The organism is Emergencia sp. (genome assembly GCF_048465375.1).
Classification (GTDB): domain Bacteria; phylum Bacillota; class Clostridia; order Peptostreptococcales; family Anaerovoracaceae; genus Senimuribacter.
In genome coordinates, this window is sequence record NZ_DBFWLQ010000023.1 from 1 (window position 1) to 25,757 (window position 25,757).

At 45.9% G+C, this 25,757-nt stretch carries 38 protein-coding genes; 3 read left to right on the forward strand and 35 right to left on the reverse strand.

From position 1 onward, the window contains the following. The 21 genes from ACMQ5W_RS14960 to ACMQ5W_RS15060 form a co-directional block, all read right to left on the reverse strand. A partial coding sequence (locus ACMQ5W_RS14960) for a hypothetical protein (protein ID WP_419025868.1) occupies positions 1-494 on the reverse strand: 494 nt, incomplete at its 3' end. 22 nt (positions 495-516) lie between these two features. Beyond that, positions 517-1,248, reverse strand: a complete 732-nt coding sequence (locus ACMQ5W_RS14965; RefSeq protein WP_419025869.1) for a hypothetical protein — start codon at positions 1,246-1,248, stop codon at positions 517-519. Further along, entirely contained in the window at positions 1,248-1,829 is a 582-nt protein-coding gene (locus tag ACMQ5W_RS14970; RefSeq protein ID WP_419025870.1) for a putative phage tail protein, read from the reverse strand. Before ACMQ5W_RS14970 ends, ACMQ5W_RS14965 begins: the two co-directional genes overlap by 1 nt. An 8-nt stretch (positions 1,830-1,837) precedes the next feature. Next, the gene (locus ACMQ5W_RS14975; RefSeq protein WP_419025871.1) at positions 1,838-2,989 is read right to left on the reverse strand and encodes a baseplate J/gp47 family protein; all 1,152 of its coding nucleotides are present in this window, start codon (positions 2,987-2,989) and stop codon (positions 1,838-1,840) included. Positions 2,990-2,994: 5 nt separating this feature from the next. Continuing rightward, entirely contained in the window at positions 2,995-3,456 is a 462-nt protein-coding gene (locus ACMQ5W_RS14980) for a DUF2634 domain-containing protein (RefSeq protein WP_419025872.1), read from the reverse strand. Beyond that, on the reverse strand, positions 3,449-3,793 hold the full coding sequence (locus tag ACMQ5W_RS14985) for a hypothetical protein (RefSeq protein ID WP_419025873.1): 345 nt from the start codon (positions 3,791-3,793) through the stop codon (positions 3,449-3,451). Before ACMQ5W_RS14985 ends, ACMQ5W_RS14980 begins: the two co-directional genes overlap by 8 nt. Before the next feature lie 67 nt (positions 3,794-3,860). Then, positions 3,861-4,061: a YwbE family protein gene (locus ACMQ5W_RS14990; protein WP_148490738.1), complete on the reverse strand. Its 201-nt coding sequence runs from the start codon at positions 4,059-4,061 to the stop codon at positions 3,861-3,863. 79 nt (positions 4,062-4,140) lie between these two features. After that, positions 4,141-5,433 (reverse strand): peptidoglycan-binding domain-containing protein, encoded by a 1,293-nt coding sequence (locus tag ACMQ5W_RS14995; protein ID WP_419025874.1) that lies wholly within the window; start codon positions 5,431-5,433, stop codon positions 4,141-4,143. A 13-nt stretch (positions 5,434-5,446) separates the two neighbouring features. Next, positions 5,447-6,124 carry a LysM peptidoglycan-binding domain-containing protein gene (locus ACMQ5W_RS15000; RefSeq protein WP_419025875.1) on the reverse strand — a complete coding sequence of 226 codons (678 nt, stop codon included), beginning with the start codon at positions 6,122-6,124 and terminating at the stop codon, positions 5,447-5,449. Further along, positions 6,121-8,481 (reverse strand): hypothetical protein, encoded by a 2,361-nt coding sequence (locus ACMQ5W_RS15005; RefSeq protein WP_419025876.1) that lies wholly within the window; start codon positions 8,479-8,481, stop codon positions 6,121-6,123. Before ACMQ5W_RS15005 ends, ACMQ5W_RS15000 begins: the two co-directional genes overlap by 4 nt. A gap of 202 nt (positions 8,482-8,683) precedes the next feature. Beyond that, entirely contained in the window at positions 8,684-10,246 is a 1,563-nt protein-coding gene (locus ACMQ5W_RS15010) for an SHOCT domain-containing protein (protein WP_419025877.1), read from the reverse strand. Between the two features lie 71 nt (positions 10,247-10,317). Beyond that, positions 10,318-10,509 (reverse strand): hypothetical protein, encoded by a 192-nt coding sequence (locus tag ACMQ5W_RS15015; RefSeq protein WP_419025878.1) that lies wholly within the window; start codon positions 10,507-10,509, stop codon positions 10,318-10,320. Between the two features lie 14 nt (positions 10,510-10,523). Further along, positions 10,524-11,084: a phage tail assembly chaperone gene (locus tag ACMQ5W_RS15020; RefSeq protein WP_419025879.1), complete on the reverse strand. Its 561-nt coding sequence runs from the start codon at positions 11,082-11,084 to the stop codon at positions 10,524-10,526. A 71-nt stretch (positions 11,085-11,155) separates the two neighbouring features. After that, positions 11,156-11,617 carry a hypothetical protein gene (locus ACMQ5W_RS15025; RefSeq protein ID WP_419025880.1) on the reverse strand — a complete coding sequence of 154 codons (462 nt, stop codon included), beginning with the start codon at positions 11,615-11,617 and terminating at the stop codon, positions 11,156-11,158. A gap of 21 nt (positions 11,618-11,638) precedes the next feature. Next, positions 11,639-13,024 (reverse strand): phage tail sheath subtilisin-like domain-containing protein, encoded by a 1,386-nt coding sequence (locus ACMQ5W_RS15030; RefSeq protein ID WP_419025881.1) that lies wholly within the window; start codon positions 13,022-13,024, stop codon positions 11,639-11,641. Further along, on the reverse strand, positions 13,025-13,225 hold the full coding sequence (locus ACMQ5W_RS15035) for a hypothetical protein (RefSeq protein WP_419025882.1): 201 nt from the start codon (positions 13,223-13,225) through the stop codon (positions 13,025-13,027). A 10-nt stretch (positions 13,226-13,235) separates the two neighbouring features. After that, on the reverse strand, positions 13,236-14,123 hold the full coding sequence (locus ACMQ5W_RS15040; protein WP_419025883.1) for a hypothetical protein: 888 nt from the start codon (positions 14,121-14,123) through the stop codon (positions 13,236-13,238). Positions 14,124-14,265: 142 nt separating this feature from the next. Continuing rightward, entirely contained in the window at positions 14,266-14,676 is a 411-nt protein-coding gene (locus ACMQ5W_RS15045) for a hypothetical protein (RefSeq protein WP_419025884.1), read from the reverse strand. A 14-nt stretch (positions 14,677-14,690) separates the two neighbouring features. After that, the gene (locus tag ACMQ5W_RS15050) at positions 14,691-14,876 is read right to left on the reverse strand and encodes a hypothetical protein (RefSeq protein WP_419025885.1); all 186 of its coding nucleotides are present in this window, start codon (positions 14,874-14,876) and stop codon (positions 14,691-14,693) included. Positions 14,877-14,890: 14 nt separating this feature from the next. Next, a complete protein-coding gene (locus tag ACMQ5W_RS15055) occupies positions 14,891-15,217 on the reverse strand; it encodes a hypothetical protein (protein WP_419025886.1) in 327 nt (108 codons plus the stop codon). Between the two features lie 32 nt (positions 15,218-15,249). Then, positions 15,250-15,441 carry a helix-turn-helix domain-containing protein gene (locus ACMQ5W_RS15060; RefSeq protein ID WP_419025887.1) on the reverse strand — a complete coding sequence of 64 codons (192 nt, stop codon included), beginning with the start codon at positions 15,439-15,441 and terminating at the stop codon, positions 15,250-15,252. A gap of 154 nt (positions 15,442-15,595) precedes the next feature. Between ACMQ5W_RS15060 and ACMQ5W_RS15065 the strand changes: the two genes are divergently transcribed. Both ACMQ5W_RS15065 and ACMQ5W_RS15070 read left to right on the forward strand, forming a co-directional pair. Continuing rightward, positions 15,596-15,970 carry a helix-turn-helix domain-containing protein gene (locus ACMQ5W_RS15065; RefSeq protein WP_067534365.1) on the forward strand — a complete coding sequence of 125 codons (375 nt, stop codon included), beginning with the start codon at positions 15,596-15,598 and terminating at the stop codon, positions 15,968-15,970. A gap of 1 nt (position 15,971) precedes the next feature. Then, entirely contained in the window at positions 15,972-16,691 is a 720-nt protein-coding gene (locus tag ACMQ5W_RS15070) for an ImmA/IrrE family metallo-endopeptidase (protein ID WP_419025888.1), read from the forward strand. Between the two features lie 103 nt (positions 16,692-16,794). Here the strand turns inward: ACMQ5W_RS15070 and ACMQ5W_RS15075 are convergent, their stop codons facing one another. Beyond that, positions 16,795-17,208 (reverse strand): glycosyl hydrolase family 18 protein, encoded by a 414-nt coding sequence (locus tag ACMQ5W_RS15075; RefSeq protein ID WP_419025889.1) that lies wholly within the window; start codon positions 17,206-17,208, stop codon positions 16,795-16,797. 313 nt (positions 17,209-17,521) lie between these two features. Between ACMQ5W_RS15075 and ACMQ5W_RS15080 the strand changes: the two genes are divergently transcribed. Continuing rightward, a complete protein-coding gene (locus tag ACMQ5W_RS15080) occupies positions 17,522-17,710 on the forward strand; it encodes a hypothetical protein (RefSeq protein ID WP_419025890.1) in 189 nt (62 codons plus the stop codon). A 418-nt stretch (positions 17,711-18,128) separates the two neighbouring features. Here ACMQ5W_RS15080 and ACMQ5W_RS15085 read toward each other — a convergent pair whose 3' ends face one another. From ACMQ5W_RS15085 to ACMQ5W_RS15145, 13 genes are all read right to left on the reverse strand, one after another. Continuing rightward, positions 18,129-18,842 (reverse strand): N-acetylmuramoyl-L-alanine amidase family protein, encoded by a 714-nt coding sequence (locus ACMQ5W_RS15085; protein ID WP_419025891.1) that lies wholly within the window; start codon positions 18,840-18,842, stop codon positions 18,129-18,131. Next, entirely contained in the window at positions 18,842-19,045 is a 204-nt protein-coding gene (locus tag ACMQ5W_RS15090; RefSeq protein ID WP_419025892.1) for a holin, read from the reverse strand. Before ACMQ5W_RS15090 ends, ACMQ5W_RS15085 begins: the two co-directional genes overlap by 1 nt. After that, the gene (locus ACMQ5W_RS15095) at positions 19,042-19,344 is read right to left on the reverse strand and encodes a hypothetical protein (RefSeq protein WP_419025893.1); all 303 of its coding nucleotides are present in this window, start codon (positions 19,342-19,344) and stop codon (positions 19,042-19,044) included. The genes ACMQ5W_RS15090 and ACMQ5W_RS15095 overlap by 4 nt, the downstream gene beginning before the upstream one ends. Next, positions 19,341-19,568, reverse strand: a complete 228-nt coding sequence (locus tag ACMQ5W_RS15100) for an XkdX family protein (protein WP_419025894.1) — start codon at positions 19,566-19,568, stop codon at positions 19,341-19,343. The genes ACMQ5W_RS15095 and ACMQ5W_RS15100 overlap by 4 nt, the downstream gene beginning before the upstream one ends. Next, entirely contained in the window at positions 19,561-19,728 is a 168-nt protein-coding gene (locus ACMQ5W_RS15105; RefSeq protein WP_419025895.1) for a hypothetical protein, read from the reverse strand. Before ACMQ5W_RS15105 ends, ACMQ5W_RS15100 begins: the two co-directional genes overlap by 8 nt. Next, complete coding sequence (locus tag ACMQ5W_RS15110) at positions 19,713-20,789, reverse strand: RNA-directed DNA polymerase (RefSeq protein ID WP_419025896.1); 1,077 nt, start codon at positions 20,787-20,789, stop codon at positions 19,713-19,715. Before ACMQ5W_RS15110 ends, ACMQ5W_RS15105 begins: the two co-directional genes overlap by 16 nt. A 302-nt stretch (positions 20,790-21,091) precedes the next feature. Next, positions 21,092-21,526 (reverse strand): hypothetical protein, encoded by a 435-nt coding sequence (locus tag ACMQ5W_RS15115; protein WP_419025897.1) that lies wholly within the window; start codon positions 21,524-21,526, stop codon positions 21,092-21,094. Between the two features lie 57 nt (positions 21,527-21,583). Continuing rightward, positions 21,584-22,843: a DUF6273 domain-containing protein gene (locus ACMQ5W_RS15120; protein ID WP_419025898.1), complete on the reverse strand. Its 1,260-nt coding sequence runs from the start codon at positions 22,841-22,843 to the stop codon at positions 21,584-21,586. An 82-nt stretch (positions 22,844-22,925) separates the two neighbouring features. After that, entirely contained in the window at positions 22,926-23,348 is a 423-nt protein-coding gene (locus ACMQ5W_RS15125; protein WP_419025899.1) for a hypothetical protein, read from the reverse strand. Further along, positions 23,341-23,670: a hypothetical protein gene (locus ACMQ5W_RS15130; RefSeq protein WP_419025900.1), complete on the reverse strand. Its 330-nt coding sequence runs from the start codon at positions 23,668-23,670 to the stop codon at positions 23,341-23,343. The genes ACMQ5W_RS15125 and ACMQ5W_RS15130 overlap by 8 nt, the downstream gene beginning before the upstream one ends. An 18-nt stretch (positions 23,671-23,688) precedes the next feature. Beyond that, on the reverse strand, positions 23,689-25,188 hold the full coding sequence (locus tag ACMQ5W_RS15135; protein WP_419025901.1) for a hypothetical protein: 1,500 nt from the start codon (positions 25,186-25,188) through the stop codon (positions 23,689-23,691). Further along, the gene (locus ACMQ5W_RS15140; RefSeq protein ID WP_419025902.1) at positions 25,185-25,577 is read right to left on the reverse strand and encodes a hypothetical protein; all 393 of its coding nucleotides are present in this window, start codon (positions 25,575-25,577) and stop codon (positions 25,185-25,187) included. Before ACMQ5W_RS15140 ends, ACMQ5W_RS15135 begins: the two co-directional genes overlap by 4 nt. A 9-nt stretch (positions 25,578-25,586) precedes the next feature. Next, complete coding sequence (locus tag ACMQ5W_RS15145; protein WP_419025867.1) at positions 25,587-25,727, reverse strand: head fiber protein; 141 nt, start codon at positions 25,725-25,727, stop codon at positions 25,587-25,589. Positions 25,728-25,757 lie beyond the last annotated feature (30 nt).

The following is a 25,757-nucleotide window of genomic DNA, read 5'->3' on the forward strand; positions in this document are numbered from 1 at the left end:
GCCAGGGATGGAATCAGGGAATCTGCAATCTTGCCGTTTGATTCCACGACGACGACGTTGCCGCTGGCTTTTCCCGTATTCTGACTTGCCGCCGTCCCTAGTCCTGTGATCTTGGATGCTGGGATAGACGGTAAATCAGCGATCTCAATGTTAGAGGCGCCCGTTACACGACCTTTGCCGTCCACGGTCAGTTTCGTATAGGTTCCTGCCGTCAGTCCCGGCATCGTTGCCAGGGATAAGATCAGTTCCACGTTTCCAGTACCATCAAATGTCACTGGCTGGGCACTACCATCACCTGAGATCGAGAACTCCCTCGCATTTTTCAGCTTTGAAGCCTCGTCTGCCGTTCCGCCGTCCGGGTTCAGGTGAACTTTACCCGATTCGGTTCCGACATAAAGATTGCCGGTGTCCAGAGCCACTGCCAGTTCTCCCTGGGAGAGCAGCAGTTTTTCCACGTTGCTCTGAAGGCCGCGCTTAATTTGAATTTTTGCCATTTCGTTATTCCTCCTTTTTTATTTAGCCATTGCCATCAACCTTTAAATTTGAATGTGCCAATGGATCTGTCATATGTGTCTGCAAATCAGAGGTCTCGCCAGAAGCAAGTGTCTCAATTTCGTTGCCATTCAAGACCATATTCTGATGCGCATATTCCGAAGTATTGTGTGACTGCAGCTGAGTTTCATCGTCAAAATACCCCAGATCGATATTCAGATTCTCAACCCCCTCTATGTCGTACACGTCATGGCGATGGTCCTTCAGCGCATACTTCTGATCCGCAATATGCTCTGTCAGTAATCCCGCCTCCGGCACTTCTATCGTGACTTTTGATGCATCCGCCGTCTTAATGACATGGTTCCACTGAATGGAAAAAGCCGGCTGATTCGTTTCGCTGGGAATTTCTTCTCCTTCTTCCGTCGTCGTCTGACACACCATGTAGAGGATTTCTCCCAAATCGGGATCCTCCGCATAGAGTCCCAGGATGTACATTTTGTAAGACTCCGCCAGCCCTTTGTTCTGCAGCATGACTGGCAGAATCACCTCTGTCGGATCGTCGGTGTACAGCTTATCCGACAACGTCAGCGTCTGTTTTGGTCCCGGCAATTCCGTTAAGGTCGGCAAAAGCACAGGGTTGATTTTCTCACTGCCCGACATGGCCTTTGTGAACCTAAGCGGAATGCTGCCGTTGACCAGTTTGGCATCCAAAACCCTTCCTTGCTCTGTCCTGCAGAAATTTACCCATGTAGCCATTAAACCACCTCCTTCACTGTATAAGTTTTCAGAACACTAGCTGCACTGGTCAGATATTTCGTGATTTCCGTATCATAAAAAATCGACGAGATAATCCTGTAGATCAAATGGGACGGCTTCAATTTGTTCAGTTCTTTCCTCACCATCTTCATCAGACCTGGCGGAATATAGCCGCTGCAAACCACAGTAAAGTGATTTTTGCCAGTGTTCTCCTCTATCTTTGTTTCAATTCCTGTTATGTTTGTAATAATGTCCTCAATCTTCTTTGGCGGCATCGGCGCACGGGTTCTGCGCTTATTGACGATCTGGTTCCGCCGCTGTTCCTTGGAAAGGTTTTCGTTGGGAATGATTCCATAACGTTCCTCCCAATAGGGCAGGCTCCAGGTGGCCCTTTGCGGCATAACCTGGTCGGCAAATTCCTCCGCCCACTGCTCCATACGCTCTATACTGGCGCCAACCTCCTGCAGCAGCCACAGGAAAACATAGGCGTCGCTGTATACTGGCGGAAACCAGCCGAGAATTTCCTTTGCCTTTTCACTTCTGAGGATCTCTTCTATTAACTCACTTGTATAGTATCCCATTTGACCACCTATACACTTTCTGTAAACATGACGTTATCCGCAAGAATCTGCGGGAATTCATTGACCGCAATGGCAATGTTCTCCGTTCCGCCGTTAACCTGCAAAGACGCAGCCGTATAATCCTGCACACCATTGGTTGCAGAGAGAATCGCACCGATCTTGGTGTACTTTACTTCTTTATCCTCTGGTACCACTGCCATATATGCCGCTGCATTTTTCAAAAATTCCGTCTTCACCGTCTCCAAAGTAGCCTCCTCGGTGAGTTCAATTTCCGCAGTTACCGAAATGTTGACGACGACTGGCGGAATCACGGAGAGCTTCGCTCCATTGACCGGCGCCTTTCGTTTGTCTCTGTCATTGGGGCTTACGATGTAGTCGTAAACCTGCCGGCAGAGCTCCTCCGTCGCCGGCTTACCCAAAGTATCCGTCAAGACGATGGTTATGGTCCCGCTGTCGTCGTCTTCCGCCGGCGGCACTACGGTCGCAACGCCCGTCCCGTTCACCTCTTCTGCCCATCGTTTATAGTCCGTGTCATTTCCAACAAAGGAAAGCCCCTGCATCTCTTCATATTCTGCAATCCTCTCGATGAGGCTGGCATCGGATTCCTCGTCGATTCCCCCTGATGTCGCCTGGGGATTTGTCAAGCTTTCCAGACCGTCCAGCGGGCTGTCCTGTAATATAATCGTATTTTCTGCCACATTGCCAGACGTTCCCGCTTCTGCCGCTCTGATCAAAACCTCCGCACTGCCGCTGCCTCCGATTTCTGTCTCTTCTATTGAGACAAAGGCAACCGATGGAATGTCCCCGGTGCTCACTGTGGAAAAAGCTGTATCTGCCGGTATCACCGTCTCGGGTTTACCCGTAACTGCCAACTTCCCCGTGGCAAAGGTTGCCACTTTTCGCTGCAGGCCATTGACCTCTGCATGGTAGTCCACGTACTCTGGATAACCTTCGCAGAACTTTGGAAAGACCCGTTTGAGCGCTTCTGCTAAAATAAAGCCGCTAAAGTATTCCTCCTGCCTTGCAGTCGGCGCTATGAGATTATAAGGATGGTTTCCTTCACTCATATCGATATCTTCCGGCATGTCGGCCGTCATTTCATCCATGATATCCGCAAAATCCCTGTCTAAGAAATCCGGAATATTAAATTCTTCAGCCATTTCTATCACCTGCCTTCTAAATTCACTTCAAAATCGATCGTCGCTCCATCGATGCCAACGACCTCTATATACACATTGACGCTGTCCGTGCCCCAGTCAAAACTGATTTCGCTCACATAGTCTGTACGCTCGTAGGGATCCGCTTCCAGAGCTTCTTTTGCCTCAGCCTTAAAGAGACTTTCCGCTTCTTCCCTCGTCGTCGCCTGTAGTATTTCGGTGATGGCAATACCAAAATCGGAAGAGTAAAGCGAGCTTGCCTCTCTTTCTGTCGTGAGGCAGTTGATGCACCACTGTTTCCAGGAGTCGATGCCGCTGGCCCCACGAACGCTGTTCTGCCCGTCTCTGACAAAATCGCGGTCAAAGGCTGCCGCACCGATGTAATCATCCTGTTCCTCCAGTTCCTCCATTTCTTCCTCTTCCATCGTCATCTCTTCCATATCAGCAGGAAACAAATTTTCATCACTCATCCTCATCATCTCCTTCCCCTGCGATTACGTCGATGACGACAGGTTCGCTGCCGCACCAAACGATCAGCACCCTGTCGCCCGCCTTTAATTTTTGATAGCGGATGTCCTCCATATACACGCTGCCAGTGACAACTTTCTTCTTTTTCATTACCTTGTTTGATACAGTCCTGCATATGGAATACTCCCCTTCTGGTATTGGCCCTGGCGACTGATCCGGCTCCAGAGCCAATGACGAAGAAATGGTTCCCAGCTCCATCAAAGCGCTGCTGCTACTTTTTTTCACCGTATGCATGCGACCCTGCAGGGTCTCGCCTAATTTTTCTATGTTGCTTGACATTTCTGCCGAACCTCCTTTTCTGCAAAAGAAAAAACACCTGCAATTCAGGTGTTTTCTCTGCTGCTTTTTATTCTATAATTTCCTGTACACGGCCGACCTGGCCGTCTTCCAGCATCACCTTGATGCCATGGGGATGAAAACTGCTTTTGGTCAGCAGTTTTCCTACGACCCCTTCTGTCAGCTTTCCTGTGCGCTGGTCGGCTTTCAAGACGATCTTTACTTTGGCGCCGATTTTGATGTCGGCTCTGTTCTGTCCGTTTAAACTCATTTTTCCTCACTCACTCGTTTTATAGTTTTTCACTATACTTATATTACCACACTTTTGGGGGTCAGATGCACATGGCTTTTTATTTTAACGCACTTTTCATCTTTGCTATAGACTTTGGTCCGAATATGCCGTCAACGACCAGCTTATATTTCTTCTGAAAACTCTTTACAGCCTTGTATGTATTGCTGCCAAAGATGCCATCGACAGTCAGACCGGAAGACATCACCTGATTCAGGCATTTCTGCAGGTCCTTGACAGCGCTGCCCTGACTGCCGCTGCGAAGTGTTTTAGATGGACAGGTCAGCTTCTTGTCAGAAGCCTTCTTCAGCTTTTTCAGTCTGCGTACGTTCATATTCATGGTGTTGTTGTCACCGTTGTGGGTAATCTCATTGACGATGCAGCCGTGTAAGGTTTTCTCGTCAAATTGTACTAGAACTTTGTCACCTTTTCTGACCCACGGAATGTCCATGGCGGTGATATCGTATTCCTTATGAGGCAGAGAGTTCTCATCAAGTATGTATTTAGCCTCTTTCCTAATCTCCGACAGTTTGGTATCCTCGTCTTTATGAATGATTCTGGTCAAAGTTCCATAGGTCTTCTTATTGCGGGGGACTCGCGTTTCAACTTTTGTCTTGCCGTCTTCATCTGTTTTTCCGGTTACGACCACGTTAGTCACCATGCCGTCCATGGTGACTGATCTGGCATATTGAATCAGCAGTCCATTTTCGCCCCTCGGAATTCGATAAATGGTCTGGTTGCTGCCCTCCCTGTCTATGTGCACCACGTCCTTGACGCTTTTGATTACATACTTCGTGCCCATCTTTTTCTTTGCTTCGTCCAAAACCTTTGACGTGAGGATGTCCGCCAAAGTTCCCGACAACGGCAGTTTCGGATGGGTGATGTTACTGTAGTTATACTTTAACTTGACCCCTCTTTTCTTCAGAATCGTAGACACGATCTCCTTCGTCTTCTTACCCTTGGAGAAATAGTGCAGCGCCTCTGAATTCATGAAGTAGATCAGGTTATCGTAGCAAGTCAAAGTCAGTTCGCTGGAATCTGAACGGGTGTAATTGGTCTCCCAGACATAGCCGCGAAAGACTTCTTTCCCTTTGTCCACGCCTGCGCCCTTTGCATAAATAAAGACGCGGCTTTTCACAGGGAATAGATTGCTGGGATAACCGAGTCCGTCTATATAGCGATTGAACATTTTGATTGTCGCTCTCTGAGCGAGCTGTCCTTTCGATTCCGTCAGCGTCAGGCTGGTAACCAGATTGGTCGCTTCCCCTCTGCTGCTGCTCATGGCTTTCACCACGTATTTCTTGCCCTTGGGAGGGATAACGACGACGGAATACATCGGTCTATAATATAGCATATCCTTTCCTCCCTTATTTTTTCGGCAGCTTCAATACCGTCTTCGGCCAGATCCAGTGTCCGTTGCCAGAGGATTTGAAGCCATGAGCCCTTGCCACCTTTTCAATGATTTTATCATTTTTTGCGTATATTTCCCGCCAACGACTGCCTTTGCCCAGATATTTTACTGCAAGATCCCAGAGGTTATCTCCACTTACGACGACATGGGTCTTATAGTCTTTCTTTGCTCGCTTTGTCTGCTTCTTGACTGTTTTAGGTCTTTTCGTGACATTGACGCTCAAGGATTTATAGGCGATCCACTCAATAGAATACTCTATATCGCCAAATCCGCCTGTATAGGTAGACGAGTAGTTGTTGATATAGCATGTAAACTCGTTAATGTTGGTATTTTCAATGGTCAGTTTTACTTTTTTGCGTTTGCTCGCCCACTGCCGCAACAGATCATCGCAGTCTTCGGGCACTTCCCAATCACCGGCCAGATAGGGTTCTTCTTTCCTGGCCTCGCCTGGGAATCGTCCTTCCCAGGAAATCTTACGCAAGTCGTTGCCAGAAGGTCTGACAAATTCTCCGCGGTCCAATAGGTTGTAGCTGGCAAACATGACGTTGCCCCCGTTGTCCTTGATTTCTGTCGGCAGCCAGGAAAATTCCAGCCTATTGGATGGGTTATTAAATTCCTTTGCTATGATTCTCATGCGCTGGCACCTCCTGACGCCGGTGTATTTGCAAACTGCCCCTTAAAGGCCGCATTAAATACCCCTGCAATTTCTTCACTGATTGCTTCTTTGTTTTCTCTGATGGTTTCCACCAAATTCTGGCCGTCCTTCGCTTCGACTTTGATCTCCACGCCGCCGACTTCTACGACAGTCGGCATGCCGCCGCCAAAACCGCCGCCGATGGAACCGCCGACAATGCCGCCAGCAGCAAAACCCTTCGGAACGAAGCCCGGAGCCTGCAAGTAGCTTCCTACCTGGCCGAACAATTCCATGGCTCGTTTCCTGCGATGTTTGCCCAGCGGAATAATCGCCTCCGGCGTGCCTTCCTCGGCGACAGTAATTAACTGGGCTCCTCCTTGGACGTATCCACCTTCGGCAAAACCAGGAACGTTTCCACCGACGATGCCGCCGCTGCGAAAGCCTTTCAGCATATTGAAGGCACCTTGGATAACCTTGCTGACAGCATTCATTCCAGCTGCAATTGTTTTGCCAGTCCCCTTTGTTCTGTTACCCTTAGTGGTCGAACTTTTTGTATTTACTGGCGGTTCACCAATAATCCGGTTTATCTTACAATACACATCCGTGGTAGTAGCGAGAAATGGCGGAACACCCAACTCCTCTGGTGTAATTGGTGATTGTCCATTGATTACTTTATTTCCATCAATTTGTAATTCTGTCGGTATTGGGTCTTGTTTTTGTATCACAGAATTAGATTTCTGGTCAGTATTAGCCTGCATTTTAGTTTTCCTAAACTGTTCAGGCAGATCTAATCCCGCCGCCATTAGTTCCAAGTGGTTTATTTTTGTTAAATAGTCTTGAACCTCCTCAGGTGTCTCTTTATTGGCCTTCTCGTTTTTTTCGGCCAATGCAGTCAGAGCCTTCGTCGTATCACTCATTTCCTGCGTAAAAGATGAAATCAGTTCACTGCGCTCCTCTTTTCCTTGTATCCCAGCTAATTGCTGTTGCAGTTTTTCAAACTGTGGTGTGCTGTCTTTTGCTACTTTAATTGCGGCATTCTCTGATTTATCTGCGTATTTTGCAGCACCTTCAGAGCCGCCTGCCACTTTTTCGGCTGCCTTTTCGCCGCCAAATTTGCCTAGTAAATATCCTCCAATACCGCCAACAATCGTACCTATTCCCGGAAGAATCATTGATCCAGCTGCCGCCCCCGCCAAAGTGCCACTCATCTTTGCAACGCCTTTTGTAGTTTCATATTTTTTATCATATTTATTATCAGCTTTGAGACCCTTATAGACATCCATTCCCCCGTCAGCCACACCCATAACCGTCACCGCCGCTCCTGCTGTACCTACAGCGCCTAGTTTGGTAACCAATTGTGTGCCAGCCGTCAAGCCTCTTCTCCCTAATGCAGCCCCGCCTCGGGCAACTTTTCCAGCGTTATTTGTAACTAGATATTTAGCATTGCTGCCCACATTTTTTAATGCCCTGGCAGTTCTTGCTCCGCCAGAAGATATCGCTGATTTAGCTCTGCTCCCATAGCTTTTGATCGCTTCCTTAGCTACAGGGGCTTTACCCTTGATAAAATCTGTAGCTTTTCTTGCGCCTTGTCGTATACGACCGTCTTTCTTTAGAAAAGATTTTTCAGGTTTTGTGTTGTTTCCAGCACCTTCATCAGATATATGAGGTGGTAATTTACTGCTGCTCTTTTTAGATTTTTTTAGATTTTTTAACCCTTTTACCCCCTCCTTTATAGTTTGAAATCTTCCTATGTAATCGAGTACTTCCATTGCAGTAGAAAACCCAGTTCCTATTGGATCCACTTTAAAGTCTTCCTTTTTTTGGTGAAGATAATCCTTAACATCTTCCACCTTATCCTTAAGTGTTTTTCTTCTAACAGTACTTTGATCTTCTTGCGTTTTTTTATTTTTTTCAACTCCAATTACAGTTTTTGGCTGATTCTTTTTTTCCTCCGTGTTATGCACTATATTTCCAGACAGATTGTTTAATCTGTTCTCCAAGACATTTACTTGTTTTAGAGCTGAATTGCCTTCAAGCCTGATAGGTATCTTATAGGTCCGCCCCAGTAACGATTCAAGTCTTAAGGACATGCTGTTAATCATCCCATCTATACTGCTTTTAATTGCATAGAAGGCTAATATTTGGGCATTCTGAAATTCTTTAAGGTGCATATTTGTTTTATCAAGCACTTGTAAAAACTTATTGTTTTCTGCTGCAATACTTAGCAATACTTCAGATTTATTTAAATCGTTTATCTTTCGATTAGTACCTACCAAACTGCTTTGAAATCGTTCTAAGTCTCTTCGTGCAGTTTTTACGCCTTTAGAATTAATATCTATTACTATTTTATCACTCATACTTCGCTCCTCCTTTCTCATAATTTGTAGTCCCACAGAAGTAAATTCCAAGTCAACAGGTAACATTTTTTATTAGATTTGCGAAACAATCAGACTATATCACCCATTGGCAAGATGCCGATTTTCTTATATCGTAAGTTTAAATAAAAAGTACTCCCTAATAGGGAGTACCGCAATATAACCTTGGATATCGTTTAATATATTAATTTAAAACGTCTTCTGTAGATGTACGACTTATATCTAACAATTCCGTTTTCTTTTTCTGAAACTCCTCTTCCGTAATAATTCCATCATCACATAATGCTTTAAATTTTCGAATTTCATTCGCACTGCTAAAACTTTGCATCTGTTTTTTCATCTCTTCTTTTTGTGTCTTAACTCTTTGTAAAATCTGCCCCAATTCCTTTTTTATATGCCTTGCCTGAGAAGACTGCATCATTACTGTTATTTCCTCATTGTCCGTACTAATAATAATAAGCATCTCGTTTTCAAATAAGCAGATATTAATATCGTAGAGTTTTTCGTAAGGAATTAATTTTAGTCTGCTGGGGCGCCACGTTTGACCCATGATAATTCTTTTATCTGTAAAAGCACAAACCCATTCGTTATATTTTTCTGTTTTTGGAACGTAAAACGAAACTAGGCTATCAACGTTTGTTTCTTCATAATATCCTGCGAAACAAAACAAAGCGTATTCATTATCTTCCATACAAGCCTCAATTAGTCGCAAATGTCCATAAAGCCTTCTTCTAGAAACATTCATCGTATTATATTTTTCACAATAGTATCTCATCTCTTCTGCGGTTTTCATCTTCACTTTAAGTTCCATTATATTCCCCTCGCCAGACTTGTTTTCTCCCGCCTCTGCCTTTATCTCCTCTTCTGGCGCAGACTCTACCAATATTTTTGCGAACACCTCTTTTATAAACCTACCTGCAGTGACAGTCCCCTCCATATCGAATTCCATTTTTGTTGATAAAATTTTAATCCGGATTGTATTATTTAGAGGTAGCACTCCTATCTTTTCTAATTCGTCAAAAGATGCATACCGAAGAATTCGTCCATACATGACTTCTTGCCGACTCAGCAGAATTCGTCGATTCGATATTGCAACAGCAAAATCCTTCTCCTTCAGCGTATGCTGCTTTGCCATGAAGGCAAACACTACATACTCCTCATTCTCCAGGCACCCTTCGATGATGCTGAAATATTCCAAAGTCTTATCTCTCTTCATCCCCGCGGCGATAATATTTTTTTCACAAAAATCCAGCATCTCTGTCGCAGTCCTAAGTTTCGATGTACTCTCCGGCAAAAGAAATCTTGTCAGTTCACAATCAACACCAGCACCATTCAAACCGCCTAATGCTTCTTCAAAGAGTTTCTGAATTGCTGCAACCCGCGGTACGGTATTTTCCATGAAAACCTGTGCCTTTGATGTATCAATAATCATGCTGGCAAAAGTTTTTCCCCAGCTTACTGTCATATTCTTATACTCTACCAGCGGTATTCTTTTAAAGACAGCTTCTTGCTCCTGTTTTGCCATAATAATCCTTTGGTTGGTCACAGCACCGACAAAATCACCTTCGCTTTCAAGGTAACGGGAAGTGTGGGTTGCCACGAAGGCAGCTAATGCGTATTCATCATCCCTCAGGTCACCCTCAATCAATCTCAAATATTCCAAACACTTCCCTTTTCCAAGACCGCTTCCCGTGTCTTTCTCCTTTATAAATGCCAGCATTTCTTCCGCGGTTCTCATCTTCTCCATCTCCATACCTCCAAACTTCACTATACCACAATTATATCCGCATCTGCCCTGGCTGACAAGCTGAAACTGGCTTATTCTTCTTCCTTCCCAGCAAAGTGACTCACTTTGACAGGAACAAACCCGTCTTCTATGGCCAGCAGATCAGAGGCCATCATGAAAGTTCTTTCACCAGGTGTGACTGGGTCACTTCCTGTTCTCAGTCCCAGAAGCACACCTGGCTCCTTGTTATGATTCTGATAAGCGAAATGCAGCCACTGGGCCACACTGCTTATCCTGATTAGTTTTTTGCGTAGTCCTCTGCCTCCGCTTCCTCATCATCTTCTTCATCGCTGAGTTTGCTGATATCAAAGATTAGATCGATCAGCTGGGATTTTTCTCCTGCAATCAGAAGATAGTTGATGGATTCCACCGGCTTTAGCAGGTTGAATTTTTTCATGATGGCACTGTTACCCCAGATTTTCTCGCGATCTTCTTCCGCCGTGGCAAGGTAGATGATCCAGGAATTGAACAGATTGGAATCCAGTTCCCCTCTGACCCGCGGCAGCTTCTTGCCCTGGGGGTTCTCGTAATACTTTGACGCCTTTTTCCGGGCGAGGGAAATATCGTCCTCTGAAACCGGGTGTACGTGAACGGTAAAATAGAGTCGGCCGTTTCTGCGGATCTCCACTTCTTTCGTCATGTCAGGCGTCTGCTGGTATTCTGCCGCCGCCAGCAAAGAGGATACCAGGTCATACTCGTCCTCTTTTTCAATCTTTGCCGCCACCTTTGCCGGCATGTTCGGTTCATTCACCGGGGTGATAAATTCTGCTCTCGTTACTTCATTTGTATTGTTTTCCATTTTTTCTCTCCTTTTTATCTGTTATAGAAAGGAGAGAGGGGATTGCTCCCCTCTCTCACATTGTCATATCCTTAAAATCCCGCCAATTTGTCCAGCCAGGTCGGCGCAGAGTTGACTCTGTAGGAGTGATTTCTCTTGATCACTTCTCCTGGAGTCAGGGTCATCAGGTCAAACTCGCCGTCTGGAATGCAGTCGTCCAGGGCAAGGGTCTGCGATGTGCCGTCAGGTCTTTGCGCTGTCGCTCTAAAGCTGAAACTGATGTTTTTTCCAGCTGCCGCTGCTTCCAGCAGGGGTGCCATGATGACGTCGTCTCTGACGACGGCCTCTGTAAATGTCAATGTGTAGGACACATCAGAAGGCACTCCAAATTTCTGGTAGGAACCTACCGGCTGATAGTCCAGATTGGTGTAATTGCCTTTGATAGAATAGGTGTCGATTTCCAGCAGCTCTTCTGATTTGTTATCAATGACGATGAGCAGCTTTCCATCCTTTCCTGTCATAATGTTTTTTACTAATGTTTTTTGATCTAACATATTTTCTTTCCTCCCGTCTCATTATGCCGTCGGCATGTTGCTGAATCTATAGTGCAGATATATTTTTTCCAGGCTGTCGATATCGTCCGCCTCTACGACAAACCAAGCGCTGTCACTGGTCTTAGGATTTTCCGCATCCAATGTAAAAGTCGCTCCATCCAGAATTTTCTTCTCTCTGGCCATGTCCTTCAGCAGCCCCATACCGGCCTGCAGAACATCTGCAATGCCGTTGTCGTCGCAGTTGACCTTGCCGACCAGTCTCTCCATGATGACGTCCAGTCTGTGCATCAGTTCATTTCTCACCTTGGTTCTCTTCAATTTCTTCCAGCCTGCATCCTGGTTTTCATCTGGTGCTGCCAATGTTGTCACGCCAGAGTCAAACCAAATCTGTCCGTCAGAACTCTTAGAGAACAAAATCATACCTGCCAGGATTGCCTCTTCATACTGCGCATTTGTAAATTTCTCTGGTACATCAACGGCTCCTTTGATGGCTCTATGTACGATGCTCTTGTTAGACGGTGTCGCCGCGATAGCACCTGCCAGACGAGCGACCGCCATGACTGACGGTACGGAATTTCCGTCTGGATCCGCATAAGCGTTTCCAATAAAGGCGATCTGTTCATCATTGAAACCGGCAGACTTGGTTTTTCTCTCGTTGAAAGCCGCGGTCGTGTCTGCCCCGACAACGCCAATTGGGAATTTTCCCACTTTGACAGCCTCGTCGATATATTCGTGGAGCAGATTCTGTACTCCCTCGGCTACAGTGTCACAACAGATGACATTGTAATAGTACGGCTCCAGCGCGTAGAAGCCTTCCACATATCCGTCTCCTGTGACAGCCGGATCGCTGCCGCCAGTTAAGACTTGTTCAAACTCCGCTACTGCGCCGGTTTTTCCGCCCTCCATGGTAATATAAGCGCTGCCCTGCAATGCGTCAGCTAAGGCAGATGCTTCTCCGTCGCCAACTGCGTCAAAAACAAAGGTCTCCTTCACTACGTCGTCGATAAGCACAAAGCACTGCTTGACCTCGTCCCCCGGCATTTTCTGCACCTTCACTTTGATTGGGAAATCCCCTTCGTACTTGGCAGTCATCACCACATTTTCATCTTGAGTGAGTCTGGCTTTCGCCCCGCCGGTGCCGCCTGTCCTATAGATATAAATAGTGCTTGCACCTTCTTCAAACATGGCTTCCGCCATCTTTGTTCCGTCGCAGTCTCCGTAAGCCTCTTTGACATCGGCTGCTTTGACAAAAGCTTTTACTTCGCCGATTGGACCCCAGGCTGCCTGCATGACCAGGGCGTTGATTCCATCTACTGCGCCCACATTGTCGTTCTTTCCTTTGTTGGAGTAGCGGTAATAGACGTCAGGTCTTACCTTCATTTCTCCCTCTTTAAAAATTTGTGCCATTTACTTTACCTCCTTTTTTCTAAAAGCATTTACTATTTTTACAGCCTCATCTTCTGTAAAGGTTTTCTTTTCAGATGTTTTGAGAGCCGCTCTGACAATGATTTTGCTAGTGCCAAACAATTTGTCTGACGCTGCCGCAAGCTGGCTGACAGTATAGACTGACACCGCCTGCCCTTTCTTCTCTTTTTTTGTGGTCATCATTTCCTCCTGTTTATTTCATTTCGATAGAAACATTTTGTAGTTTATCGCTTGCCGTTCTATCCGCAGCAATTCCATAAGCCGCTTTGATTGTCAACTGGCCCTGCCTCATAGAATCTGCCGTCAAATCAGCGCTGTCGTCTTTGCTCACAAACATGGACAAATCGTCACAGATGATTCGTTCCGACTTTTCAATTGCCTGCTCCAGCCGCAGCACCAGTTCAGCTTCTTCCTCGCTTTGACCTGGCACAATGACGTGCCCCTGCAGGCTTGTTGTGCGAAAGTCTGCTCCCGGCCTATCCTTCATCCAGCCGCAGGGTTCAAGCTTTATAAGCCGCCAATAAAACGCCGGCTTTTCTGCTGTCGGTTTAAACACCGACGGAAGGGTTTCACCGGCGGCGAGAAAATAGGCTGATTGCCCCGTGCTCTCAACGTAACTTTTGCACCAACTGGCAAGCAGAGATGCAGGATTGACTGCAAAGGGCCTTTTCATCGGATAACAGTAAACCTGAAAATACATCGTCACACCCTCACAGACGGCTGCCATTGATTCTCTGCCCGGACTTCTGTGTATCCATTTAAGAGAGATGATTTTGTCATCGGAGACAAAAAAATACCCATCGAGGTTATTTCTCACAATGGGTTCCATGTCTTTATACAACTGTGTATTGCTCTCACTGAGAACGTCTACCGCCAGATTTCCGCATCTGCTCCGTGTCGGATCGTCTCTGATCTGCAGGGAAAATACAATACGGCCATACCGCGCTCCATCCTGCCAACCAGGATCATCCGCCGCCGGTTCTCTGTAGTCAAAGACCGCCGGCTTTCCGTCATAAATGGCAAGTTTGGCGGCTAGAGCTTCATTGCTCTGCAAATGTTCACATATCACTTGTTCTAGCATTCCATCCTCCTTCCTTCATTTTTCCACTATACACATTTTAGCACGTTTTTGGGGGTCTGATGCACATGGCTGATTCTATATTTCCTTTTTTGAAAAAAGCTATGGAATCGATATCTGCATTCGATTCCATAGCTTTCTATCGCTACACTAGATCAAGCTCGTCTGCTACCAATCTGATAAACTCTCCCTGCCAGCTGCCGGCAACGTTTCTGTGACAGGGCACTTTCATGGCAGCGCCTTCTATAGTATGGGACTTTTTCCAGTAAACCAGGTTGATGACCTTTAATCTCAGCTCCGCATCCGCCGGATGCTGCATTTTTGTCTTCTGGATTGCCCCTTCGATAGCCTCTAATTTACGTTGTTCTCTAGGCGGCAGATCGTGGATGACGCAAGCCTGGGTGGGATCTGATATCTGACCGCTTTTGCCGCCATCCAGTCCGATGAAAGATGTCACCCTTTGTTCTAAAGGTATTGCTACCTGTTTTTTTAAATCCGGATATTCTTTAATAATCGTTTTTACATATGACCAATACGGTTCTTTTGCCTTTCCCATGATATCGCCCTCCTCTATTTGTACATTCTGTTCAGTCTGCTTTTGCTGTATTTCACCCTGTTTTCCTGACCAGTGTTGGCTGCCACCAGTTGGTTATATTCTCTGTTTTGCCGCTGAAATGCCATGTATCTTTCGCAGTGTCCGTGGCATCTCAACATTCTTTCCGTGCATTTTGCACAAGGTGACTCTGGTTTCTTCATCAAATCACCTCCGGCTAAATGACTTCTCCAAAGTAATTCAGAATCAAATCTCTCGTATCTTCGCTGGACAGCTTTAACTTGGTATTCAGCCTGATCTGTGCAATGCAGTGAATGACAGCTTTATCTCTGATTCTCAAGCAGTCATCGCACCAATCGTCCAGGCAGTTTGTCCATTTACCACAGCTGCATTTTTTTGCTTCAAATACCTCGTGACCGCAGGCCGGACAATATGGAATTTCGAATTTCTCATACTGCCTGTCGTCCACTTCTCTGTGAATTTCATACTCTGTCGCTATCAGAGGATCCACCAATGATCTTTTGCACTCTTTACACCAATACATACTTATCACCTCTTTGTATACTATAGTAAACTTCATAGGCAAAATAAATCGTCTACGCTGGTCTCCAGCGCATTTGCCACATTGAGCAATGTCTCTGTTGTGACGAATTTCAGCTTGCCATTTTCCAGCGCCGATAGCAGCGAAGGCGCAATCTTCGCCTTTTCGGCCAATTCCCCCAATGTCATCTCTTTGTCTCGCCTGATTTCCTTTATCTTGTATTTCATTTTGTCGTCTCCTCCCCTTTGTCTTACACTTAGTTTACTATATTAAACCACCTTTGTCAAGAGCATTTGTTTACTTCATTAAACTTTTGCATTGACTTTTCACCCATAATATTGTATGATAAAGTAAACATCACCAATAAAGGAGATAGAATCAATGACACTGGGTGAATACATCAAGGGCTATAGGAAAAGTAACGACATGACCATGGATGACTTTGCAAAAAAATCCGGCCTCAGCAAGGGTTACATCTCGATGCTGGAGAAGAATCGGCATCCGCAGAACGGGAAACCCATCACGCCCACTCTGGAAACCTGTAAAAAGGCAGCCAGCGCTATGGGACTATCGGTAAATGATTTGCTGGGAAAACTGGATCCCGACACCCCCATTGAGATGGCAGAACCGCAGCCAGAAACACCAAAACTGGACGGCGTTTACCTCAGCTTTGCCAAGCAGGCACAAGACGAGGGAATTGACCCTGATGATATCATGCGGGTACTAGAAGTGTTAAAAGGAGCGCGTAAGAAATAAGATGGAGAACAAAGGGACAAAAGCGAAGCTATATCGATATATAGGCGACTTAAGAGAGTGCCTCCACATCGATTCTACGGTTCGTGGGTTTTCTATACCCGAAATCTGCAGAGAGCGTCTTAACGTTTTGGTTACTGAGATTCCCTTTAAGACGCCTGGCCTGCGGGGGATGGCATATCCGGAAACGAAGGAGACGCAGGATACCATTATTTTGAATGCTCATCGCAGCAAGCATGAGCAAAATTTTGACTGCGCCCACGAATATATTCATCTTCTCAGACATCGGACAAATCGTTCCCAATCCTTTTCCTGCTACGAAAAAGTGCGGCCCAATCAGAATCCCTTCTTCGAGTGGGAGGCCAACGAAGGAGCCGCCGAGCTGATCATGCCTTTTCAGGTGATCATCCCGGACTTCGTGGAATACTATCACCGCAAGGAGACGGAGCTGGGCAAAGAAAAGGCCGAAAAAGCCAGCATTGCAATGCTGGCCGGTAAATACCATGTGACTCCCAAGATGATAGAATTTCGCCTCAACAATCTGAAGTACGAGCTGGCTTTCTACTGTGCAGGCTGCGATATCGACAAAATCGAGCCGCTCTCCAAGCGCCAGCAGATTCAGCATAACATCAACATGGATAGATTTGACTTCTCTGTTTTGATCAATAATGCCTTTCGTGAACCGGAAGAGTTTGATTTTGATTATTACTTTGAAGTTTACTGAAACAGGAGCAGAAAACCTCTGCTCCTTGTCTTATTTCTATAGAGTTGATAAAATAAGACAAAAGCCGATGTATCACTACATGGCCTTTGCTTTTACTCTTCGTTTATAATTTCCGCACTGTATACATTTCGTTGAGTATCTGTGCGTTTGCGGGAAAATAATCCATGATATTCCAATAAGCAACTCCCGCCAGATCGTATTCTTCTACTAAAGCCAGCTTTGCCCGAATACTGCGCTCGTCTTCAAACCAAACCACATGCTCCCTTCCCTGCTCATCAACGTAGGTATAGTGCGGAGCCTGCGCTACCTGATCGTATTCTATGGTCGCCCCATACTGTGCCGCACGGCGGAAAGCCTCTTCACTGGAAATTTTCTCGGCCCTCGATTCACCTTGCACAAATGGCAGCGTCCAGTCGTAGCCATAATTAGGCATTCCCATCAAAATCTTTTCCCTCGGGATTTCTGAAACGCCATAGTCCAGCACTCTGCGGACTTGATTGATCGGCGATACAGCCATCGGCGGGCCGTAGGTGTAACCCCATCAATGATATCGGTTATATTTAATTAATTACATCTCCTTTGTTAATCCTAGATGATAAGTGCTGTATGCTTTTGTGCGTAACCCTTTTTTATTCAACATTTATGGTCATTCTTTATAGGATTGTCCACATTTTTCGTTGAAATTCCAATGTTTATCTGACTTTTATTATGCACGAATATAAATACACTAATTATTAATAAAATTAATTGACATTTACATCTTTTAGCAGTATATTACAAATATAGACCGTTTTTATTACTAATGATAAAGAAGAAAGGAGATTTTTGTCATGGGTAAACCTGGGACACGCTTTAGGAAAAAGCAACACCAAAACCATCCGATGTTTTTGCTCAAACGCATTCAAGTAAAAATGCAAAAAGGCAAGGGTGATGTTGATTGGAAGACGCTTGTGGCTACTGCGTTCTTAAATTTATGTGTTACATCTGCAGCGATATTACTTACTGCAGCCCTCGCATAGTTACTTAATTCTTGGGGGCGAGGATAAATATCTTTACCTCCCCCCAAGCATACCCAGTTTTATACATGTCAGATTTATGATAAAGCTATCGGAAATACGCCTTATTTAAATGTTCTGTTCAAATTACTTACGTTTGATCAAGTTTAAGGCAAAATATGTAGGAGGTGAATATACAAATTACCAAGCGGCGGACGGGTGAATAATAATATTTTAACAAATACGAAGTGCTATCATGTGTGGACAAGCTTTTAATTACATTTTTTAACATCTTTCCAATAGTGTTCGACTTTTTATATGTACATGATACTCGCATTAAAGTAGTATCCGTTTCTATATGACAACACATCTTTAACACAAGACTACTTTATAGTCAACTTAATCCGCCAAAAAAACCCCAGGCAACAGCCTGGGGTTTTGCTTATATTCTCTCCGCGTATTTACTTGTAATGGTAATCCACCCACCCTCTTTTAACTTGCCACGGGTATCTTTGGCGTTGGTGCGGATGATTTGGTATTCCGCTCCTTTTTTTAACACCTTTGTTTTTTTAGACAGCAAAGAGGATGTCTTGCGCACAATCAGTCGGCCTTTTGTCTTAATGGTAAATTTTTGTCCCGTAAGGATCGCGTGGACATCATCCCATTTTGAATCCTGCACATACGGCAGCGGGCAGAGCTTGCCATTGACATCAAAGTGACGGATTACGTGATCATTGTCTATGCCAAGTCTTTTTTGGATTGCCTGCACCAGTCTGGCGGTACGTTCCAGTGTGGCTTTAGATATGTACAGACCGTTACTTCCTTTCTTGCAGCACATCTCGATGCTGACGCTGTTACTGTTGGTACACTTGCCAAAGTATTTATGCCCATACTTTGCATAAGGGCTGCCTTGATCCAGGTATCCCCTTGAACCGACCGCCCAGGCGATATCCCTCTCCCTGACCGATTTTACTATTTTGTTATCGTCAACAAAATAGTGGGCAGAGGCACCTCTGTCCCCGCCCTGAAAATATGTACCGTTATTAACGGCCGTAGATGCAGCTCCGACCCAATGAATCACGATCCACTTGATCTTACGACCCGATGTCACATCATGGTTGTATTTGGTGAGCATGTTGATAACGTCCAGTCCCATTACTCTACCTCCTGGTCAACTTCCGGCAGACCTGCCACTGATGTGAGCAGGGACAACACGCCCGCAAGCACCGCGGCAGATGCCACCATCTGCCAGTTGACATCTCCAAGTGCCACTGCAGTGCCGATTGTGGCTACTGCCGTCTGTGCGATTGTCTTAACAGCTCTTACAGCTGCTGCCTTCAACCATTTTTTCGTCTTCATTTTTCTTCTCCTCTCATCCCGTGCAGTTCGTCATGTCTGCGCCATAAGGTGCCGAGGCTCTCCTCCACCTTAACCAGGCGGTCATGATCCTCCTGCATGTCGTTTTTTACTTTAGCTAACTCCGTCTTGATCTCCGTGACGCCTGTGCCGATGGTTTCCAGTTTTACGATCACGGTCGTGAGACTTGCCGTCTCATTTTTGATGTCCGCCTTTTCTGCCCGGTTGCTGCCCTTGATTGCAAAATATACCGCCGCCGCCACGGAGACACCTGTAATTAATAAAGATAACTCAATCGTCATATTCCCTCCTTGCTTGCTCTCACGATGTCGTCTACGACCTCCTGTTGGTAAGCCGCATCCTGCTCTGGCGTGAGTCCATATTTGTTAACTTCGGGCGGCGTGTACGCCTGGCCGGTGATCTCCGTAAATTCCTCTGGCGTGATCCAGCCGTTTGCTGTCGCACGCTGCAGTCCGGCGGCGGTCGCCCTGCCAGTATCGTAAAGTCGTTTAAGTGTGTCATACATTTGCTTCTCCTCCTGCGTCTCCTATCGCCGTAAGTACCAGCTTGTCCGTTACCTCTTGTATCTCTGCAAGACGGTTTTGGTAAAACTCGTCCTGATCCTGTATTGCCCGGTTGTGGGCCTCCTGTTGCAACTTTAATGCCTTTACTACTTCTGGATCCATGTTTCCTCCTCTCCGGACAAAAAGTCCTTAATAAACAAATCATTAAAAAGGCGGTCCATGTTTTGGACCGTCTGATACGTATCATATTTTGCTGCATATCCGCGCCAGCTCTGGTAGGATTTGCGGATGCTTGCAAAGTCTATCCTGCCCTCATCGAGCATCTTCCGCTGCTTTTTCAGCAGCTGCCGTCTCCTAGATATATTTTCCCGTGTAAGTCTCATCACTACCTTCCCAGTCTCGGTCAAGTGCATCCGTTTTTTGAGATACTCAAAATGCCCGCTGTCGAGTTTGACGATCTGCGTGCGCTTGTCATTTAGTTTGAGCCCGATGTCCGCCGACATCCTTCTGACCTCATCCAGGCAATATTGCAGATAGTCCAGATCGTGATGGATGATGTAACTGTCGTCCATGTATCTGGCGTAGCCTTTGATGTGTAGCTGCTCTTTGATATAATGGTCGATCTGGTTTGGATAAAAGATTGCGCATACCTGCGACACCTCGCTGCCAAGACCCAGTCCGATGTCTCCATAAAAACAGTCTATAAAATGCTTTGTTAAGTTATATATCCGGTCATCCTCTATGACATTCCGCAGCATCTGCAGTAGCATCCTGTGGTCGATGGATCCAAAGTAATTGCTGTAATCCATCAGTAGTATCCCGCCGGCATGGCCGTGTTTTTGATAATGCTGCCAAAGGTGCCCGCGCAGACGGTCAAGCGCAAAACCAGTGCCTTTCTCGTCCTGGCTGGCCGAGTTGTCATAGATCAGCTTTGGTCCGATGATCGGCCATAAAGCGTTTTTGCAGAGCGATTTTTGGACGCACCGCTCTGATATGTGTACCGACTGGATGTGGCGCGTCTTGCCACGCTCAGTAATAGTAAAATAGTTAAAGCCCCGGCTTTTGTATGTGCCCGACTGCAGCCGTCTGTGCAGATCTGCAGCCCAGCGCGCCTGGTTGATTAAAAATGTCTGCGTGCTGGATTTCCAAAGGACGCCTTCGCAGCATTCCTTTCCAGCATCTATCAGCGCCTCAAATGATATTATGTCCTCGTATTTTATCATATTGCCACGTACAGCATGAGCTGCGTGCGATCCTGTCTCTGCAGGACGGACGCGGCATCAATTCACTCTTTTATAGAGCGTGGTCATGCCCTCCTGTATCTAAAAGGCATTGGTTTCGCTTTTGCTACTTCCCCGGCCAGTAAGAAAACATCCGAAAGGGGCGAGCAGATTCGTGTTGCTGGCATTCGTATTGTTGGCGGTGCCGTCCGAATTGACAAGACAGAAATTAGACGAGTTGCCCGAATTAGGCGACCGCTCCCACCAGTTGTTCGTCGACCCACATGCAGGACATAACCACATATTTATTTTTTTCTGTAAACCGCGCGGTCGCTTTTCATGACTGCGCCAATCTTTTTCGATATTTCTCCACATACCGTCCCAAGGTATTCTTCTCGTCGATATATTTTTTGAGATTCTTCGTGGTCATGTTTCCTGATCTGCTCCAAAAAAATATATCCAACCGTTGAGATATTCTCAGCAGTTCCCCTGGTTTTCTGTAGAAGCCCCCGTCGCAGATTGTAATCTGTTTCTGGCATCGCAGGGCTTACATAGATGCTGTTTGCCGTCTGTGCATGCTTTAATGCCTCCAGTGCATTTTTGATCAACATGTCCCCGTAGTTTGCCCGATATTTTTTGGGGCTGTTTGCCACCATTTCTCCGATGCGGATATTTAACTCAAACAGCAATCTTAAATAATCTGTATTGGAGACCGATCGTCTCCACGCTGGCACGCTCACGCTGCATATTCTCCTTTCCGCGGCGGCACACAGGCCGCCGATTTATTGATTTCAGATTTATATACAGCCGAAAGGGGCGAGCAGATACGCGCCGCTGGCATACGTAAAGCTGGCGGTGCCGTCCGAATAGACAAGACAGAAAATAGACGAGGCGCCCGAATAAGGCGACCGCTCCCACCAGGCGTTCGTCGACCCACCATCTCCTTTCTTTTTAACACGGTTAGAACTTGTTTTATAATATTCAAACTGCGACAATCCCGCTTCTGCAGAACTGTTGGCATAGCTGGTGCTGCCAAAAATCTCTTTTTCTGCAGGTAGTGCAAAATAGTCCAGGCTCTCCACTGTGGATGTGCCGCTGCCATTTGCCGTTACGTTTTTGTGCTGCTTAAAAATCCCCCGTATTAACTCGGGCAGCGCATTGCGGTATACCTCGTTGCACCATGTCCGGCGTTTACATCCGTTCCATCCTCCGCTGTTGGTGTCCGTCGGATTCATATATCCGTAGTTATCCAGACCGTTTTTCTGTCCCACGATATATGCACAGGTCTTGCCGTTTGCGAGTGTTTTGCCGCCGGCATGCATGAGTACCATAGTCACAGTCTGAGGTCCATAAACCTCTCCGACGACACCGTTAGTCGCCATGGCAGACAGATTAACTTTACGCTCCTGTCCAACCGCCCAGTAATCCTGCAGGTTGATCACTCCGGCATCGTGGGCGGCCACCATGTCCACAATCTCGGCATCCGTGCCAGCAGCCCAGGTGACGATCTTGACGCTTACGGATATTGTAAAGCTGGCCGTCTTGGTAACGCCGCGCTCCACATAACTAACCGTGACGGTCTTGTTGCCAAGTGTCTGTAACGCCGTCCCAGCTGCAGGTGATGAGGTGCAGCTTGCCGTTACTATCTCTTTTGCTCCGGATGTAAACGTGGCGGTTACCGCCATGCCTGCAAGGTTTAAGGTCTCGTTTTTGTAGTAAGAGAGTTTTGTCGGCTTGGTGGTGACTGCGATGGACTGTAATGCCCTGTTAACGGTAATAGCCTGGGTTGTGGTATACCCTATGGTATTTTCCCACTCCCAGGCTATCTGTATCTGTTTTGTATCCTCGTAAATAACTGATCCGACTGATGGTGTAAATGTACACTCTGATGTGATCTCCGTTTCCGAGTTGTCCGACCAGGTGGCCTTGATGACAATCCCTGAGGTGTTTAGCGCCTCCCCGGCTGTATATGTTGTTTTAGTCGGCGGCGTCGTAATATGTATCCCTGTGGGAAACTTATTTTTCCCGCCGTAAGCTCCTCTTGGGATTAAAGCCATAACATCGCCCCCTCTCGGGATGATTGGCTTTTTCTATTTAGGGAGTACCCCCCCCCGTGGATTTTTTAGTAATTTAACCATATTACGCCTCCTTAAAATATATATCGATCAGCTCGCTTGGGGGATTTTGCAGCGCCTGGCCGCTGTCCCTGGTGCATAGATATACCTTGCTCTCCCAGTTGTAATACTTGTCCTTAAAGACCTCCATGTTAAGTGCGAACGGAATCGGATCATCCAGCGTGCCTGTGTGGGTTACGTCTATTACCATCCACAGGGATGCTGTCGCCTGTCCGGGCCTCCAGTTGTCCTGCGTGGTGTGCGGCTTAATGCATTTGTACAATTTGCCATCACACGCATAACGGCTTCGTCCTTCGTCAATCATCTTTTGCGTGATTTCTATGCCTGCTGCCCAATCTGGATACAGTTCTACGCTCCTTGCCGCCACATCGTCTATGGCTGTCGGTGTCATTCCTCTTATGCTGTTTATCAGCTCCTGCTTATTCATTCGTACTTACTCCTTTCGTAATGCTATCAACGATATGTTGCTCAATTTTATCGTATTCTTCGTTCGGGATGCCATATGGATTGTTGGGCTCAACCCATTCCGGGTGTATGTAAAATCCCGCTTTCGGATTATAGCAATATTTTTCAGTCTCTATTTCCGGTTGGAGCGTTTCCACTTCATAAATCGTGAACACGTCTGTTGGATATGCACATACTTGTCCGTCTTTCTTTGTAATTACTGGATAACCGTTGCTCCAATAAGTTTTTAACGTTCCAATTGCTACAAGACGTTCGTCTTCATTCAGAATTATGATATGAGCCATAATTTTTCTTCCTTCCTTTTATTTTTCAAGTACTATTGTTGTTCCCGCATCTTTTTTAGAAATTTTAGTTTTGCTTATTCCTAAAATAGAATTAACCGCCTTTTGATATAGTGGGATTTTCAGCCACGATAGCTTATACATAGCGGTTGAATAACTAGAGCCGCTATAATACCCATACGTAAAAAAGTAATACCTATCGTCATTCGTTTTACACATTTTTGCACCAGTAATATTGTTTGTAATGTACAATACAATTCCGACCAACGATAATGATTGTGACAATAATGCAATGTAAAACTTTGTGGCTGTATCCCCTTTCTTCTGCAAACTTGCCGCAACAACAATATTGTTTCCATCTTCGTATGGAGCCATGCTATAACAATTTTTCCCTAAGAATTTGTCACCGCTAAAAGGACTGATTCCGCTAGACTGAGTGACTACGCCGTCTTTGTACGTCAAAAGGTAAAACAGTGCCGTGCTCTCTCCAACCATAAGAACAATTTTCCCGTCATCCCTTATCATTATATCGCACTCACCATTTATCCCAGAAATCTCTGTCGGCGTTGCTACGTTAAGATTATCAGGCGTGCAGTCAACTACAAAGTAATCCAAATAGTATCTGCCGCTCGAACCCCTTCCTGTACACACTGCAAGTTTTCCATCTTTATAATCAATCCCATTGCAATATCCTCCCTGAAATGTGGAATACCTTGTACTGATTGTGTAAGTCGATCTGACTAATTGTATCCCTACTTCATTCGCTTTAACGAATATAACCTGTACGCCAATACCGTCATATCCAATCATAAACACTGCATAAGTATCTGTATATCCATCAACCTTGTATGCCTTTATCGTGTTATACATGCGCGGAATTTCTGCATATGTACCAGTATAAAGTGTCACTGTATCTCCTTTGGTGACTGTCCTCTCAGCTTCGTTGACGGTTACCTTGATTGTTTTTAAAGAAAAGTCATTATAGGCATATATTATATATGCCGTTGTTGCACTTGCTGGAATTATACCTACGCCATAACCCACGTCTATTCCAAGGCCAATATTTGAACTTGTTATGCCAGATTCAGTATCAAATATTGCCGAGACATACCCCTTTAAATTTGAATCAGGGTAGGCCGCAATCATAAGCGTATCACTCAACCTTTCCACGCATTCATTGCCTCGTGTCCATGCACCGCCACAATAGCAAGTGCCATTGTGGCCGAGTGCAGATGTAGATTCCTCAACAAACGTATATGGTTCTATATCATCCACGCTGTGACAACCTTTAACTTCATATCCGTTCGAAACTTTAAATTCGTATGCCCCCGTTTGTTGTAATCCATTATCCGACGAAAAGATCACTCCTTTCTTTACATCGTGTGGTGTAGCTACTCCAAATCCGCCGTCTATGGTAACATTGCCATTTCCGGCCTTAATCGCAGGTGCCAGAATTGCACCGTCTGCCGATACTATATTTTTTATTCCTTCCCCTCCTGGACTTCTGGATACTAAGCTCATTTTCTCACCGCCTTTATCACTAGCGGGATGTCTACGGTGGGTATCTCGCCTTTTGCAACTGCAACATTTGCAGTGCTGTTTATTGGTATCAACGCAGCTCCGTAAGCCTGCATCTGCTCTGCCGTTGCATCATCAGACGGACCGACCTCGATATCGTACTTATCACTTGGATATTCTGCCTCAAAGCTGTATTTAGATGTTGTTTTATCCCATTTTGATGCCAGCATCGTCAATTTGGCGTACTCCGGTTTTAATGTAACCGGTACATTTTCTGTGCCGGTTCCGATATAGACCTTTTTTTCGTCTTTCGCAAAGCCCAGCTCCCCTTCGGCCAGCGTCGGCATATCCTTTTTCAGACCTCGCTTAATTTGTAATTTTCTAGCCATCATCTTCCCTCCTTAAAAGGTCCCGCCGTCGATGTCTCCTACTGAAACGACACCTGCTTCGCTGACCAGGCCGCTGCCAACTTTCACGCCGCCAAGGGTAGACGTCGTCGCAGCTGGCAGAGTATAGACCGTATCCTGCGCCGGGATGCCCAATGCGGTGATATCCGCTTTGGCTACGGCTGC

Excerpts from the sequence above, each read along its gene's own strand:
- ACMQ5W_RS14965 (WP_419025869.1), bottom strand. The coding sequence starts at position 1,248 with ATGGCTACATGGGTAAATTTCTGCAGGACAGAGCAAGGAAGGGTTTTG.
- ACMQ5W_RS14970 (WP_419025870.1), bottom strand. The coding sequence starts at position 1,829 with ATGGGATACTATACAAGTGAGTTAATAGAAGAGATCCTCAGAAGTGAA.
- ACMQ5W_RS14975 (WP_419025871.1), bottom strand. The coding sequence starts at position 2,989 with ATGGCTGAAGAATTTAATATTCCGGATTTCTTAGACAGGGATTTTGCG.
- ACMQ5W_RS14980 (WP_419025872.1), bottom strand. The coding sequence starts at position 3,456 with ATGAGTGATGAAAATTTGTTTCCTGCTGATATGGAAGAGATGACGATG.
- ACMQ5W_RS14985 (WP_419025873.1), bottom strand. The coding sequence starts at position 3,793 with ATGTCAAGCAACATAGAAAAATTAGGCGAGACCCTGCAGGGTCGCATG.
- ACMQ5W_RS14990 (WP_148490738.1), bottom strand. The coding sequence starts at position 4,061 with ATGAGTTTAAACGGACAGAACAGAGCCGACATCAAAATCGGCGCCAAA.
- ACMQ5W_RS14995 (WP_419025874.1), bottom strand. The coding sequence starts at position 5,433 with ATGCTATATTATAGACCGATGTATTCCGTCGTCGTTATCCCTCCCAAG.
- ACMQ5W_RS15000 (WP_419025875.1), bottom strand. The coding sequence starts at position 6,124 with ATGAGAATCATAGCAAAGGAATTTAATAACCCATCCAATAGGCTGGAA.
- ACMQ5W_RS15005 (WP_419025876.1), bottom strand. The coding sequence starts at position 8,481 with ATGAGTGATAAAATAGTAATAGATATTAATTCTAAAGGCGTAAAAACT.
- ACMQ5W_RS15010 (WP_419025877.1), bottom strand. The coding sequence starts at position 10,246 with ATGGAGAAGATGAGAACCGCGGAAGAAATGCTGGCATTTATAAAGGAG.
- ACMQ5W_RS15020 (WP_419025879.1), bottom strand. The coding sequence starts at position 11,084 with ATGGAAAACAATACAAATGAAGTAACGAGAGCAGAATTTATCACCCCG.
- ACMQ5W_RS15025 (WP_419025880.1), bottom strand. The coding sequence starts at position 11,617 with ATGTTAGATCAAAAAACATTAGTAAAAAACATTATGACAGGAAAGGAT.
- ACMQ5W_RS15030 (WP_419025881.1), bottom strand. The coding sequence starts at position 13,024 with ATGGCACAAATTTTTAAAGAGGGAGAAATGAAGGTAAGACCTGACGTC.
- ACMQ5W_RS15035 (WP_419025882.1), bottom strand. The coding sequence starts at position 13,225 with ATGATGACCACAAAAAAAGAGAAGAAAGGGCAGGCGGTGTCAGTCTAT.
- ACMQ5W_RS15040 (WP_419025883.1), bottom strand. The coding sequence starts at position 14,123 with ATGCTAGAACAAGTGATATGTGAACATTTGCAGAGCAATGAAGCTCTA.
- ACMQ5W_RS15045 (WP_419025884.1), bottom strand. The coding sequence starts at position 14,676 with ATGGGAAAGGCAAAAGAACCGTATTGGTCATATGTAAAAACGATTATT.
- ACMQ5W_RS15050 (WP_419025885.1), bottom strand. The coding sequence starts at position 14,876 with ATGAAGAAACCAGAGTCACCTTGTGCAAAATGCACGGAAAGAATGTTG.
- ACMQ5W_RS15055 (WP_419025886.1), bottom strand. The coding sequence starts at position 15,217 with ATGTATTGGTGTAAAGAGTGCAAAAGATCATTGGTGGATCCTCTGATA.
- ACMQ5W_RS15060 (WP_419025887.1), bottom strand. The coding sequence starts at position 15,441 with ATGAAATACAAGATAAAGGAAATCAGGCGAGACAAAGAGATGACATTG.
- ACMQ5W_RS15065 (WP_067534365.1), top strand. The coding sequence starts at position 15,596 with ATGACACTGGGTGAATACATCAAGGGCTATAGGAAAAGTAACGACATG.
- ACMQ5W_RS15070 (WP_419025888.1), top strand. The coding sequence starts at position 15,972 with ATGGAGAACAAAGGGACAAAAGCGAAGCTATATCGATATATAGGCGAC.
- ACMQ5W_RS15075 (WP_419025889.1), bottom strand. The coding sequence starts at position 17,208 with ATGGCTGTATCGCCGATCAATCAAGTCCGCAGAGTGCTGGACTATGGC.
- ACMQ5W_RS15080 (WP_419025890.1), top strand. The coding sequence starts at position 17,522 with ATGGGTAAACCTGGGACACGCTTTAGGAAAAAGCAACACCAAAACCAT.
- ACMQ5W_RS15085 (WP_419025891.1), bottom strand. The coding sequence starts at position 18,842 with ATGGGACTGGACGTTATCAACATGCTCACCAAATACAACCATGATGTG.
- ACMQ5W_RS15090 (WP_419025892.1), bottom strand. The coding sequence starts at position 19,045 with ATGAAGACGAAAAAATGGTTGAAGGCAGCAGCTGTAAGAGCTGTTAAG.
- ACMQ5W_RS15095 (WP_419025893.1), bottom strand. The coding sequence starts at position 19,344 with ATGACGATTGAGTTATCTTTATTAATTACAGGTGTCTCCGTGGCGGCG.
- ACMQ5W_RS15100 (WP_419025894.1), bottom strand. The coding sequence starts at position 19,568 with ATGTATGACACACTTAAACGACTTTACGATACTGGCAGGGCGACCGCC.
- ACMQ5W_RS15105 (WP_419025895.1), bottom strand. The coding sequence starts at position 19,728 with ATGGATCCAGAAGTAGTAAAGGCATTAAAGTTGCAACAGGAGGCCCAC.
- ACMQ5W_RS15110 (WP_419025896.1), bottom strand. The coding sequence starts at position 20,789 with ATGATAAAATACGAGGACATAATATCATTTGAGGCGCTGATAGATGCT.
- ACMQ5W_RS15120 (WP_419025898.1), bottom strand. The coding sequence starts at position 22,843 with ATGGCTTTAATCCCAAGAGGAGCTTACGGCGGGAAAAATAAGTTTCCC.
- ACMQ5W_RS15125 (WP_419025899.1), bottom strand. The coding sequence starts at position 23,348 with ATGAATAAGCAGGAGCTGATAAACAGCATAAGAGGAATGACACCGACA.
- ACMQ5W_RS15130 (WP_419025900.1), bottom strand. The coding sequence starts at position 23,670 with ATGGCTCATATCATAATTCTGAATGAAGACGAACGTCTTGTAGCAATT.
- ACMQ5W_RS15135 (WP_419025901.1), bottom strand. The coding sequence starts at position 25,188 with ATGAGCTTAGTATCCAGAAGTCCAGGAGGGGAAGGAATAAAAAATATA.
- ACMQ5W_RS15140 (WP_419025902.1), bottom strand. The coding sequence starts at position 25,577 with ATGATGGCTAGAAAATTACAAATTAAGCGAGGTCTGAAAAAGGATATG.